General features: G+C 56.7%; 14 protein-coding genes and 2 pseudogenes. 15 read left to right on the top strand and 1 reads right to left on the bottom strand.

What is annotated here, in order from left to right; all coding sequences use genetic code 11:
• Nucleotides 1-3: 3 nt before the first annotated feature.
• Nucleotides 4-591, bottom strand: coding sequence for a cupin domain-containing protein (locus DSM14862_RS17700; protein ID WP_243254591.1), 588 nt, complete (start codon nucleotides 589-591; stop codon nucleotides 4-6).
• A 233-nt stretch (nucleotides 592-824) separates the two neighbouring features.
• Here DSM14862_RS17700 and DSM14862_RS17695 point away from each other — a divergent pair, with 233 nt between their 5' ends.
• The 15 genes and pseudogenes from DSM14862_RS17695 to DSM14862_RS17625 all read left to right on the top strand — a co-directional run bounded on the left by DSM14862_RS17695 (nucleotide 825) and on the right by DSM14862_RS17625 (nucleotide 11,822).
• Nucleotides 825-2,456: an ABC transporter ATP-binding protein gene (locus DSM14862_RS17695; RefSeq protein ID WP_007121481.1), complete on the top strand. Its 1,632-nt coding sequence runs from the start codon at nucleotides 825-827 to the stop codon at nucleotides 2,454-2,456.
• A gap of 28 nt (nucleotides 2,457-2,484) precedes the next feature.
• Nucleotides 2,485-4,137 carry an ABC transporter substrate-binding protein gene (locus DSM14862_RS17690; protein ID WP_279291302.1) on the top strand — a complete coding sequence of 551 codons (1,653 nt, stop codon included), beginning with the start codon at nucleotides 2,485-2,487 and terminating at the stop codon, nucleotides 4,135-4,137.
• 64 nt (nucleotides 4,138-4,201) lie between these two features.
• Nucleotides 4,202-5,152: an ABC transporter permease gene (locus DSM14862_RS17685; RefSeq protein WP_007121301.1), complete on the top strand. Its 951-nt coding sequence runs from the start codon at nucleotides 4,202-4,204 to the stop codon at nucleotides 5,150-5,152.
• Between the two features lie 31 nt (nucleotides 5,153-5,183).
• Nucleotides 5,184-6,062 carry an ABC transporter permease gene (locus tag DSM14862_RS17680; RefSeq protein ID WP_007121302.1) on the top strand — a complete coding sequence of 293 codons (879 nt, stop codon included), beginning with the start codon at nucleotides 5,184-5,186 and terminating at the stop codon, nucleotides 6,060-6,062.
• Complete coding sequence (locus tag DSM14862_RS17675; protein ID WP_007121303.1) at nucleotides 6,031-7,008, top strand: 2-hydroxyacid dehydrogenase; 978 nt, start codon at nucleotides 6,031-6,033, stop codon at nucleotides 7,006-7,008. The genes DSM14862_RS17680 and DSM14862_RS17675 overlap by 32 nt, the downstream gene beginning before the upstream one ends.
• Nucleotides 7,004-7,489: pseudogene (locus tag DSM14862_RS17670) on the top strand (thiamine pyrophosphate-binding protein); the annotation flags it as partial. The gene DSM14862_RS17675 and the pseudogene DSM14862_RS17670, both read left to right, overlap by 5 nt.
• A 184-nt stretch (nucleotides 7,490-7,673) precedes the next feature.
• Nucleotides 7,674-7,811 (top strand): hypothetical protein, encoded by a 138-nt coding sequence (locus tag DSM14862_RS17665; protein WP_007121305.1) that lies wholly within the window; start codon nucleotides 7,674-7,676, stop codon nucleotides 7,809-7,811.
• A 48-nt stretch (nucleotides 7,812-7,859) separates the two neighbouring features.
• A complete protein-coding gene (locus DSM14862_RS17660) occupies nucleotides 7,860-8,333 on the top strand; it encodes an ABC transporter permease subunit (RefSeq protein WP_243254598.1) in 474 nt (157 codons plus the stop codon).
• Nucleotides 8,334-8,356: 23 nt separating this feature from the next.
• Nucleotides 8,357-8,670, top strand: a pseudogene (locus DSM14862_RS17655) (RidA family protein).
• A 435-nt stretch (nucleotides 8,671-9,105) separates the two neighbouring features.
• Complete coding sequence (locus tag DSM14862_RS17650; RefSeq protein WP_131541718.1) at nucleotides 9,106-9,432, top strand: hypothetical protein; 327 nt, start codon at nucleotides 9,106-9,108, stop codon at nucleotides 9,430-9,432.
• Nucleotides 9,433-9,483: 51 nt separating this feature from the next.
• Entirely contained in the window at nucleotides 9,484-9,921 is a 438-nt protein-coding gene (gene rnk, locus DSM14862_RS17645) for a nucleoside diphosphate kinase regulator (protein WP_007121310.1), read from the top strand.
• Between the two features lie 412 nt (nucleotides 9,922-10,333).
• Nucleotides 10,334-10,687, top strand: coding sequence for an MliC family protein (locus DSM14862_RS17640; protein ID WP_007121311.1), 354 nt, complete (start codon nucleotides 10,334-10,336; stop codon nucleotides 10,685-10,687).
• A gap of 327 nt (nucleotides 10,688-11,014) precedes the next feature.
• A complete protein-coding gene (locus tag DSM14862_RS17635) occupies nucleotides 11,015-11,293 on the top strand; it encodes a DUF1127 domain-containing protein (RefSeq protein ID WP_243254589.1) in 279 nt (92 codons plus the stop codon).
• Between the two features lie 93 nt (nucleotides 11,294-11,386).
• On the top strand, nucleotides 11,387-11,674 hold the full coding sequence (locus tag DSM14862_RS17630; RefSeq protein WP_007121215.1) for a hypothetical protein: 288 nt from the start codon (nucleotides 11,387-11,389) through the stop codon (nucleotides 11,672-11,674).
• 7 nt (nucleotides 11,675-11,681) lie between these two features.
• Entirely contained in the window at nucleotides 11,682-11,822 is a 141-nt protein-coding gene (locus DSM14862_RS17625; RefSeq protein ID WP_007121216.1) for a hypothetical protein, read from the top strand.
• The last annotated feature ends 6 nt before the right edge of the window (nucleotides 11,823-11,828 follow it).

Genomic DNA, 11,828 nt, shown 5'->3' with positions numbered 1-11,828 from the left:
AGGTTATAAGTGACGATCAAATTGGACGGCGCCTATGACCCACAGAATGCGCGCCGGCGCGGCACTATCGTTCCTGAAGCCATGCTCCAGCGAACTGTCAAAGACGAAACTGTCGCCTTCCTTGAGCACAGCGCTCTGCCCGTTGACGAAAAGCGTCAGCTCGCCTTCAAGAACGAGCCCTCCCTTCTCAGCAGGATAGCTCAGCGCGGTGTTGCCAGACGTAGCCTCAGGCGCGATCGTCAAGATCATCATCTGCAAATGATGGTTGCCGCCTGACGTGAGTAATTCTTTTTGAAGCGACCCCAGATCGATATGCGGCCGGTCTGCCGCGCGACGGAGAAACGGAGGTTCTTCGTCCGTCCTATCTGGGCTATCGCTGAACATCTCTTGCATCGGCATATTAAGCGCGCGCCGCAATGCCGTGAGAACACGCATCGACGGATTGGCAATGTCGCGCTCAATTTGACTGATCATACCGACTGACACTCCCGATTCCCGAGCCAGCTCCTGAAGAGACATGCCTCTTTCATGCCGTTGGCGGCGGAAGGTTGCCCCAATCAAGGTTTCGGAGGCGGGCTTTGGTGTCATCATAAGGACCCGATGCAAAAGTGCGCAGGAACAGATGAATCCCGCTTGTTGCGTTCAATAATGAAAAGCAGAACGGATTATTGCAAGCAGATAAGTGAAAAAAATGAAAAAATGGACGTGACTAAACATTTTTTTCATTATAGCCATTGTTAAAATTTCATTACTGAAAACTACGTCAGGGACGGGCCGCAGTGTTAACACAAGGCAGAATCAGCAAAAAAAAGGCCGACTCGGAGATGTCAGACCCCGTGCTGTCGGTTCGCAACCTAACAGTTGATCTACCCAAGGGGATGGAGCGCAAACATGCTGTGCAGGATATTTCCTTTGACCTTCCTCGTGGTGAAATCCTTTGCGTTATCGGGGAATCCGGGTCTGGCAAATCGGTAACCGCCAACGCGCTGATGGGACTGCTGCCGCCTTTGATGCATGTCAGCTCCGGCGAGATTCTGTTTCAGGGTCAGAATCTCCTAAAGCTAGACGAGCCAGCTTTACGCAAGCTCCGGGGCCGGGTAGTTTCGATGATCTTTCAAGACCCTTTGTCGGCGCTCAATCCCCTGATGACCGTCGGCGACCAGGTTACCGAAGTGATGGCAGCACATGGGGAAGGAACAACCGAAACGCGAAGCGCGCGTGCGCTCGAATTGCTAACTGAGGTGGGTTTGCCTGATCCCGCGTTAATGCTTCATCAGTACCCGTTTCGTCTCTCCGGTGGGCAACGACAACGCGTGATGATCGCAATGGCCCTTGCTCTCGAACCTGACATTCTAATCGCCGACGAACCCACTACCGCCCTGGATGTCACGACCCAGGCGCAGATTCTCGATTTGATCCAGCAGATCCAGCGCAAGAAGGGTATGAGCGTATTGTTCATTACCCATGACTTCGGCGTGGTGTCCGAGATTGCCGATCGGGTGATCGTCATGGAGAAAGGCCATATGGTCGAACAGGGGGTTGCTGACACAGTGTTTGCTACACCCCAGCATCCCTACACAAAGCGCCTAATCGCCGCCGTGCCGCGCCTCAGAGAAGCAGATCGCCCCAGTGCGTCAAGCGGTGGCGATGGAACCAGTGAGTCTGTTTTGGTCGTCGAGGACCTAAATCTGGTCTACCGCAGTGGGGGCGGCTGGTTTAGCCGCCTGCGCGAAGTTAAAGCCGTGCAGGATGCAAGCTTCACCCTCCGCAGGGGTCGAACACTTGGTGTCGTGGGGGAGAGTGGCTCTGGCAAAACGTCTTTGGGCCGCTTGTTGATCAAGCTGCTAGACAGCGACAGCGGCCGAATTCTCTACAGAGGGCAGGACATTGCCTCAATGAAGGAAAGCGATTTCCGCGCGTTACGGCCAAAGATCCAGATGATCTTTCAAGACCCCTTCGCGTCTCTCAACCCGCGTTCCACGATCGGCCACATCGTAACGGTCGGCCCGATCGCTCAGGGCATGAGAAAAGCTGATGCCAGGGCCAAGGCGCTGCGGAACCTTGAAAAGGTGGGGTTAGATGCTGGGGCCTTCGGGCGGTACCCGCATGAGTTTTCGGGCGGTCAGCGTCAGCGCGTGGGTATCGCGCGGGCATTGATGTTTGATCCGGATGTGCTTGTGGCAGATGAAGCGGTTTCGGCACTTGATGTGTCAATCCAAGCTCAAATCTTGGAGCTCTTAGACAAAATCCAGCGCGAGACTCAAGTGGCCATGTTTTTCATCACCCACGATCTGCGCGTCGCCAGCCAAATCTGCGATGAACTGCTGGTAATGCAGAAAGGCCAGATTGTCGAAGCAGGCCCACCATCTCAAATCTTTTACGCCCCGAAAGACGCCTACACACGCGAGTTAGTCGCCGCCATCCCGGGTGCCGATCATGCTCTTCAGCAAGCGTGAAATAGAAAATCAAAGGAGGAGAAAGACCATGATAATTTCAAATATGAACCGCCGTAGGGCGCTAGCCATGTTGGGACTCACAGGTGCCGCTGGCGCAATCGCGCCAAACCTACTGGTTAGCCCGGCTTGGGCCGCGCAGCCGGATACACCAACCGGGCAAATCGTCGTTGGGGTTAGTCAAGAACCAACTGTGTTTAACCCGCTCATGCCTCGCATTGAGGTCGATGACGGCGTCCAGCTCTCTGTCTTTGACGGTCTGGTTCGGATCAGCCCGGATGGGGAATTTATACCTGCTCTGGCGGCCGAGGTTCCGACAATCGAAAACGGTGGTTTGTCCGAAGATGGGCTCAGCTGGCACTTCAAGCTTCGTGACGATGTGACATGGCATGATGGTGAACCCTTCACCGCCGAAGATGTGAAGTTTACCCTTGAGTTGATCATGGACCCGAACTTCCGCAGTTGGCGGACCACTGGCCATGAGCTGGTGCGCGATATCGAAATTGTCTCCCCCACCGAGATCAAATGGCGCATGGAGGAACCTTTCGCGCCATATATGTCGATCTTGGTTGAGACCATGATGGTGCCCAAACATATTCTTGGCCCCCTGGACGATCGCAATGAAGCGCCCTTCAATCAGGCGCCGATCGGCACCGGAGCGTTCAAATGGGGGAGCCGCAAGGCGGGCGACCATGTGGAGCTCGTGACCAACCCCGACTACTTCGGTGAGGGTCCCTTTGTTGAGCGTTTGATCTTCAAATACATTCCTGATCTGACCGTACTCTACACGCAGTTCAAAAGCGGCGACATTGATATCATTAGCAACCAATACATCACGCCCGATAACTATGCTGAAGCAAAGACACTGGCCGGGAAAGAAGTCAGCGTCGTTCCGTCGCCAACCGTTGAATCGGTTTTCCTAAACAACGAGAAGCCGCAGTTCCAAGACAAGGCTGTGCGCCAGGCAATCTATGCCGCGATCGACAAACAGACGATCATCGACGCGCTGTACTACGGGTTGCCGACCCCCAGCGAAAGCTATCTGCCGCAGCAGTCCTATTATTACAATTCCGATCTGCCCCAGCATGAATACAGCCCGGAAACGGCAAACAAGCTGCTGGATGAGGCAGGTTGGGAGCGCGGCGCCGACGGCATCCGGGCAAAGGAGGGGGTACGCCTGTCCTTCAGCAACTCGACAACCTCTGGCAACCATTTGCGTGAGCAGGCGCAGCAATTCATCCAGCAATCCCTCGGCGAGGTCGGGATTGAGATGACTATTGAAAACAAACCGCCAGCGGTCATGTGGGGCGAGTATTGGACCCAGTCGCAGTTTGATTCCGTGATCGTTGGCATTGTCTTCACCACCGGCGCGGACGCCGACGTCACGGTCCGTTTTGCCTCTGATGCCATTCCGGCACAAGGCGGCCGCGGCTCAAACACTGGCCAGTATCAAAACCCAGAGGTCGACAAGCTGCTTGAAGAGGCCGGGCGTATCTTTGACCAGGCAAAGCGCAAAGAGCTTTATGGCCAAGTCCAAGACATTATTCGGGAAGACCTCCCTTTGCTGCCTCTCTTCCAATATGCGACCGTGCGCGGTCACAAAGAGGGACTCAAAGGGATCGAAGCGAACATCAATACCCGCATCGATACTTGGAACGCGTCTCAATACTACTGGGACAAGTAATATTACACGGGGCGCTTGTTGCAGCGCCCCGTCGCTTCCACCCTGAGAAAAAGGCAAATCCAAAATGGCTGGTTATCTTGTAAGACGCCTTTGGCAGAGCATAGTGCTTTTGATCATCGTATCAATGATCGGCTTTGGCGTGCTTCATCTGACCCCGGGCGGCCCCTTATCGCAATATGCGTTGACCCCCGGCATGACCCAAGAAGCTATGGATCGGATCTCAGAGCAGATGGGTCTTAATCGACCTCTACCGGTTCAATACCTCGATTGGGCGTGGCGTTTGCTTCAGGGAGATTGGGGCACCTCTTACCGAGATCAGCAGCCCGTCTTGACCGTCATCGGGCGTCACCTCTTTGCCACCCTTTTGCTGATGGTCAGTTCCACAGTGATTTCAATCGCCCTTGGGACTTGGATCGGCATTCGAGGGGCGACACACCGCTATTCTAAGTTCGATTATGCCGCGACCGTCGGCGCAATGATTGCCCTGTCAATTCCGACTTTTTGGTTTGGTCTCGTTGGCATCTACGTCTTCTCACTTAAACTCGGATGGCTGCCGGCGGGGAATATGTACACGATCGGCGACGGCTCTCTGCTTGACTATCTGCATCACCTCATCCTCCCAAGCATCGTGCTCGCACTGGTCAATATTGCGATCTGGAGCCGCTATATGCGTACCGCCACCCTTGATGTGATCAATCAGGATTTCGTTAAGACCGCTCGGGCCAAAGGTGTCAGCGAACGGCGCGTGCTGATGAAACATGTAGTCGGCAACGCGCTTTTACCGATGATCACCCTTGCTGGAATGCAGCTACCAAACCTGCTGAGCGGCGCGCTGGTGACCGAAACGGTCTTCACATGGCCCGGCATGGGGCGCCTTTTTCTCGATAGCCTCGGATATAATGACTACCCCGTCGTTATGGGTCTGCTGATGTTTTCGGCCATTCTCGTTCTACTGGGCAATCTGATCGCCGACCTTGTTGCGGCCTCGATCGACCCGCGCATTCGCCTCGCCTAAGCTTGCGACCTACTCCGAAGGAGCACATCAAATGACAGCTGTTGAGATCCACGCAAATACGCATCGCTGGTGGCGTAGTCGCGGCGTTCAGCGTTTTGTCCAGCACCGGCTGGCGATGATTGGAATGGCGATGCTGTTCCTATTGACCCTGGCCTGTATCGTCGGCCCGTATTTGCTGCCCTATGATGAGCTCTACATTGATCTGCGCGCGCGTTTTTCACCTCCCCTGAGCGACGATCATTATTTGGGCACCGACCCATTGGGGCGAGACATCGCCGCACGCTTACTGATGGCCGGGCGGATCTCTCTGCTGGTCGGCTTTTTCGCAATGGTATTGTCGACCGCGATTGGTACGGTCATTGGTGTCGTCGCGGGTTACTACGGCGGTAAAGTAAACTCGATTCTCATGCGCTTTGTGGACGCCTTTCTCGCCTTCCCCTCCATCTTTCTGCTGCTAGCACTGGCTGCTTTCATCAATCCAAGTCCGGTGATGATCACAATCATTATCGCGGTCACCAGCTGGATGGAAATCGCGCGGATCGTCGAAGCTGAGGTAAAATCCCTGCGTGAACGTGACTTCGTCATGGCCGGACGGATGCTAGGCTTGCGCAATTCCCATATCATGTTTCGGGAGCTGTTGCCCAATATGGTGGGCCCCATCATCGTGGCAGCGACGCTGACCGTCGCCCGCGCGATCCTACTCGAAGCTTATATCAGCTTTCTTGGCTATGGCATCCAACCGCCGCTGCCAAGCTGGGGGAATATGCTCAATGGCGCGCAGCAATATCTCGCGACCGCCCCCTGGCTGGCCATCATCCCCGGCATCACGATCACCATCGCAGTCACCAGTTTCAACTTTATCGGCGACGGGCTGCGCGATGCCTTGGACGTGCGCAACGATCCTGCCTGACCAATTGGAGGCTCATTTGACCTTTCTTGCTAACCTGGATCGCTCCCGGGCTGAAATGCTGCGGGCGAAGTTTGCACAACAAATGCCTGAAGTCGCTGTTGCGATCGCAGATGAGCCTTATGATAAGGGCGCCGTACGCTACATGCTGACCTGGCAGGTGCCAAACGACATCAAGACAGCATATCCCAATCTCGAGTTGATTTTCTCGCTCGGCGCAGGCGCGGATCAATTTGTGATGTCCGAGGTGCCTGATGGCGTTCCTGTCGTACGATTGATCGATGACGGACTGACCTCAATGATGCAGGAATATGTGACAATGGCCGTTCTTGCCTTGCACAGAGATTTGCCGGGCTATCTTGACAATCAACGCAACCAGATTTGGGAAAGCGTCTCAGTCCCGCCATTGCCCAGTGATCGCCGCGTTGGTGTCATGGGATTGGGAGAGCTGGGCCGGGGCGCGCTTCGAGCTTTGAAACCATTCGGGTTCTCTCTTTCCGGTTGGGCGCGCAGCGCGCATCAAATTGAGGGTGTCGAGACATTCCACGGAGAAGGCGCTCTCCCTCGGTTTCTCGCACAGACCGATATTCTAGTGTGTTTGCTACCTTTGACCTGGGCGACCCGCAGCATTCTGAACAGCAACCTGTTCGCGCAGCTACCCGATGGTGCCTCGCTGGTGCATGTGGGGCGCGGCAAGCAATTGGATCACCACGCACTCACCAAAGCGCTCAACAATGGTAAATTACGGTCAGCGGTTATTGATGTCACCGCACCAGAACCTCTGCCCGAGGGCCACCCTTTCTGGGTTGATCCGCGTATCATCCTCACCCCGCACATCGCGTGCATCACGCGTTTGGAAACCAGCCTGCCCGGAATTTTCGACAATCTGAAGCGGCACCAAGTGGGTCAGCCATTGCGGGGCATCGTCGACAAGACACTGGGGTATTAAACCCTCTCAGCGCGATCTCTCACAAACCGAACAGAGCCTTCTCCATGCTACAAAAACATCTCTAGAGGCGCGGACCGGCAGACAAGGTCTCGTGGATAAACTGCTGATCCACGGCGCCGACACTGCCTATTGCGTGCCCGGCGAAAGCTACCTTGAGGTGCTGGATGCGCTGCATGACGTGCAGAACCGATTCAGCCTGATCAACGCAAGGCACGAAGCCGGGGCCGCGAATATGGCCGAGACCTATGGCAAGCTGACGGGCAAGCCCGGCATCTGCATGGACACCCGTGGCCCCGGTGCCTGCCACGCGGCCATCGGTGTGCATTTTGCGCAACAAGACAGCACGCCGATGATCCTGCTAGTGGGTCAGATCGCCCGCGACACGACAGACCTAGAAGCGTTTCAGGAAGTCGACTACCGCGCCATGTTCGGCCCGATCGCGAAATGTACCACCCAGATTGATGACCCGGCGCGCGTCCCGCTCGCCGAAGATCTGAGCAAGGCTATTGCTGCCATTCGTGAGAACGGCGCCTATGCCGAGATCAACGACACATCCTTCCCCTTCGACAACTACGGCAGTCGGCCCGAAGGCCAGTAACTCTGCGCCATGTGACATGCGTCAGGGCGGCCCCGCGCGGTCCTGACGATCCACTAAGGAACATGCGATGAACCTCCTTTTGGAATACCAATTGATCGATGGCACGATCATGACGTTCAAACTGACGATGACATCGCTGGTGATCGGCTTGTTCTTCGGGTTGCTCGGCGCATGGGCCAAACTTTCGCACAACCGTCTGGCCTAGCGACTGGCCGGCGCTTACCCCACCATCGTGCGCGGCCTGCCGGACTTGGTGCTGATCCTGCTGGTGTTCTTCGGCGGTCAGGTGACGCTCAACAACATCGGCGCGATGACGGGGCTTTGGGGCTATGTCGAGGTCAGCCAATTTGCAGCAGGTGCTGGAACGATAGGCGTGATTTTCGGCGCCTATTTTACAGAAACCTTCCGCGGCGCGATTATGGCAATCCCGCGCGGCCAGATCGAAGCCGGCCTCAGCTGCGGGATGCATAAGTCGCTGATCTTTCGCCATATCATTGGGCCGCAAATGATCCGCTTTGGCCTGCCGGGGTTTACCAACAACTGGCTGGTGCAGCTCAAGACCACGGCGCTGGTTTCGGTTATCGGGCTTCAGGACCTGGTCTATAACGCCTTCACTGCCTGGCGTTCGACGGGGCAGCTTTTCACCTTCATGGCGGCGGCGTTTGCTATCTACCTGCTGCTCACGGGCGTCTCCGACCTGCTGTTCCGCGCAGTGGAGCGGCGTTAAAACGCCTCCACACCAACCCACGTATGAGCAAAATCGTCAAACACCGCGGCGTTGTCTATCTCTGTGGACAGATTGGCGTCGGGACCACTGTGGCTGAGCAAACCAAAGTTTGCCTCGGCCGCGTCGAAAAGCTGCTGCACGAAGTAGGTTTTCGCGCGGGCATATGTTGCAGGCGGTGATCTGGCTGGCGGATATGGCAGACTTTGACGAGATGAATGACGTTTGGGACGCCTGGGTGCCTGAAGGCGCTGCCCCAACCCGCGCCTGTGGTGAGGCAAAGCTGGCCGATGCGAACCTTCGGGTGGAGATTATCGTGACGGCGGCTGTCGCGGAATAGGCCTGAGGCACTGCTTATCCGGCGCCATGATGCGCCGAGACATGTATAGGCTCGGCCACCCCCGCTATAAAGCTTGGCACATGTCAGCGGCCAGAACAGTCTTTTAGGGGAAGAGATGGCTTCCTTTAGCGCGTCGATTGACAGTTTAGTTATAAAGGATAGGCTTGCCACATGGTTACGCATGAGAATCATTTCCGGTTTCTGCTTCTGAACCGCCCCCGTCCCCGGGTGGCGGACGCTTAGGCGTACCTACAACCCCCGGGGCCATCTCAAACCTTTCATTGAGACTGCGATCCTTTCCTGGGGACCATCATGTACATCACCAATCCGACGCAAATGCTTACCGGCATTGCTTATCCACCATCTTTTAAATGCCCGCCGCTTAGAAGCAGGTTCCAATTAACCCGCGCCGATCGGATCGGCGTTGAACGCTTGTTGAGCCTTGGGCTCACAGCGGAATGCCCGAACCCGGCGCTGATCGAAGGTTTCCTGCATCATAAGCTGCGCTTGGCGCGCCCCGCGCCCGAACCCACGCCAGCCAACCTCGTTGTGGCGGGGCGACTCGTTTCCTTCATGACCCACGGCGGCAGGGCCCGAAGCGGCGTGCTGACCTTTGTGCCGGATAATGACGCGGGGTGCATCCCCGTGACGTCCTTCTTGGGCGCGACCATGTTGGGTATGCAAAAGCTGCAACGAGCCCCTCTGTTGCGCGAAGATGGCTGGATCGACACGCTTATCGTGCTGGATGTCTGCGGCGCTTGAACACGCGCCGCCCCGTCCGCCCCGAACCCACCAATTTCAAAGGAGTTTCTTATGTCCACCTCATCCAAACCCCGCCGATCCCCCCGCAAGCCCAAGATCGTACTCAGCAGCACCCGGTTGGCAGAGCTTGAAGCGCTGTCCGAAGGGATGATGCGCCGCAATCCGGAATTGGCTGAGCAGTTGGTCGAAGAACTAGGCCGCGCGCGCATTGTCACCCCGCAGCGGCTGCGCGCTGATGTTGTCGATCTGGGACGCGAGGTGACTTACCATGACGAGGCAACCGGCAAGGACCATACGGTCACATTGGTTCTGCCGCAGACCGCCGACATCTCCAACGGTCTCGTTTCGGTTATGACCCCGATCGGCGTCGCGCTTATTGGTCTGGCCGAAGGCGCTGTGTTCCATTGGGAAACGCGCGAAGGACAGCGGCGCGAGTTGAAAATTCTCAAGGTCGCTCCCTTTGAGGAAGAGACCTTGCAGAGTGCGTAATATGAGAGAGCCAAACATAAGGGCGCGCAAAAACCATGCGCGGCCCGGGGGGTGTCGACCAATGCTGTGAAACAGCATGGCGCACCGTCCGGGGAAATGAAACCGCCGTTCAATTGGCACAGCCTTCTTATCTCGGAAATACGCCATGACCATTCACTTGCCATCCAATTGTCCTTCTTGCGCCGCCGCGATCCCGCGCGCCGCAGCAGGGCGCTGTCCCAGTTGTCGCACCCAGTTCGCGCAGGGGCTGCCGAACAGATCAGTAAAATGTCGGCGCTGCGACGCCCTGATTCCACTGCAAGGAGCTGCAGCACTCACCTGTGCCAGCTGCCGCGTGCAACGCCCCTCCCGGCAAGCAGCCTAGAAGGTGGGCAACCTAACCTATCGACCGACGTAACAAAGGAAACGTCCCATGCGCTTTACCCTTACTGCCCTCACCTGTTCGGCACTGGCCCTGCCGGTTGCCGCGGAAACGACCGTTAATCTTTCCCACGGTGCCGTCGATAGTATCGAGACCCTGACCTATACCTGCGATGCAGCTGCGTCCCTGCGGGTGCAATATGTCAACGCGGGGGAGAACGCGCTGGCGCTAACTAACATCAACGGTACCCCACGGATTTTCGTTAACGTCGTGTCTGGTTCGGGCGCGCGCTATGTCTCGGACGCTGATACATTGTCGACCAAAGGCACGACTGCGCTTTTGGAGAACCAAATGGACGAGACCGAAGTTCTCTGTGAGCAATCTAGCGACATGCCGCAGGAATAGGCGCATTGGCTCTAGGGGCAGAATTGGGACAGAAGGTCGCAGGCCACCCCGAACGCTTGATAAGTCGCTCGGGCCGGCCCATGTCAGAGTTATGACGATGTTCGGAATTCATGCGAGGCTCCTGCTGAACGCAGGAAAAACACTGAACCGCCGGTAGCCCCGGGCGGAATGGTGCGGCAACGCTTGTTCCAGCCACGGGGCTCACTCGATCTCAGGATCAATCAACATGACGGACGTATGCGCCTCCGACGCCAATCGCTTTTATGCGCAGGGCCGAGCGAGAGGCTACCTCCGTCGCGGTTTAACCATCTCGTCATGGAGGGTGTCATGTACGCCTATTTCATCGCCAATTATTCACCATTCAAACCGGCTCCCCCCTCGCCAAAACCAGCGGGTTCTTCCGCGCAGCCGGGCGCTCTTCGCCGTCTGATGCGGTCTGCGGTTCTTGGCTGGCAGCGTCAAAGGACAATTGCCGCCTTGCAAGAGTTGGATGACTACGTCCTGCGCGACATCGGTCTTCACCGGGACGAAATCCCGCTGATCGTGAAACGCATGCAAGCCGATACCCTACCCAAGAACACGTCTCTCAAGCATCAACACGCGTGATTAAGGTTTCCGCGTGAGGCGCACGATGCAGAACCCCCAAAAAGCGGGGACGCTACGTTCGCGATATTTCAAAGCTACGAGAGGAACGAATAGATGATGCTTTGCAGAGCAGATTTTGAAGAGCTATTTCCGGAATTGTTTGAACCGCAGGTCAATGCCACGCCTGCTGCACCTTCAGACGACTGTGTTGCTCGCTGGGAGGACGATGGCGGTGCGCCGGCTCCGATTGTCTGGAAACGCACGAGATCATGGCAAGGGTACGCCGCTTCGCCCATGGTCGCAGCCCTTCTCGGGCTGGCCGCAGTACATTCCGCCATGCAGTTAGGCAAGGTAGCGATGCCGCCGGTCCGGCGCATACTGGATGTGGGGGAAATACGCTGACTGCGCAGTGAAATCTCTGGCAGCGATCCAGCAGGCGCTTCCGGTGGAAGGTCGCGAAAAATTTGTGCCGCTGCCGGATATTTCCCCGGTGGCCGTGGCGCTTGATCCGCGCACGCCAGAGGAAGAAGAAACGCCTGTGGCCGGTTAGGGCTGG

The organism is Sulfitobacter indolifex (assembly GCF_022788655.1).
In the GTDB taxonomy this organism is placed as follows: Bacteria; Pseudomonadota; Alphaproteobacteria; order Rhodobacterales; family Rhodobacteraceae; genus Sulfitobacter; species Sulfitobacter indolifex.
The sequence above is the reverse complement of the archived record's forward strand: the minus strand, read 5'-3'. Positions and strand labels throughout refer to the sequence as shown.

Excerpts from the sequence above, each read along its gene's own strand:
- DSM14862_RS17690 (WP_279291302.1), top strand. The coding sequence starts at position 2,485 with ATGATAATTTCAAATATGAACCGCCGTAGGGCGCTAGCCATGTTGGGA.
- DSM14862_RS17685 (WP_007121301.1), top strand. The coding sequence starts at position 4,202 with ATGGCTGGTTATCTTGTAAGACGCCTTTGGCAGAGCATAGTGCTTTTG.
- DSM14862_RS17700 (WP_243254591.1), bottom strand. The coding sequence starts at position 591 with ATGATGACACCAAAGCCCGCCTCCGAAACCTTGATTGGGGCAACCTTC.
- DSM14862_RS17665 (WP_007121305.1), top strand. The coding sequence starts at position 7,674 with ATGAACCTCCTTTTGGAATACCAATTGATCGATGGCACGATCATGACG.
- DSM14862_RS17675 (WP_007121303.1), top strand. The coding sequence starts at position 6,031 with ATGCCTTGGACGTGCGCAACGATCCTGCCTGACCAATTGGAGGCTCAT.
- DSM14862_RS17640 (WP_007121311.1), top strand. The coding sequence starts at position 10,334 with ATGCGCTTTACCCTTACTGCCCTCACCTGTTCGGCACTGGCCCTGCCG.
- DSM14862_RS17630 (WP_007121215.1), top strand. The coding sequence starts at position 11,387 with ATGATGCTTTGCAGAGCAGATTTTGAAGAGCTATTTCCGGAATTGTTT.
- rnk (WP_007121310.1), top strand. The coding sequence starts at position 9,484 with ATGTCCACCTCATCCAAACCCCGCCGATCCCCCCGCAAGCCCAAGATC.
- DSM14862_RS17680 (WP_007121302.1), top strand. The coding sequence starts at position 5,184 with ATGACAGCTGTTGAGATCCACGCAAATACGCATCGCTGGTGGCGTAGT.
- DSM14862_RS17635 (WP_243254589.1), top strand. The coding sequence starts at position 11,015 with ATGTACGCCTATTTCATCGCCAATTATTCACCATTCAAACCGGCTCCC.
- DSM14862_RS17695 (WP_007121481.1), top strand. The coding sequence starts at position 825 with ATGTCAGACCCCGTGCTGTCGGTTCGCAACCTAACAGTTGATCTACCC.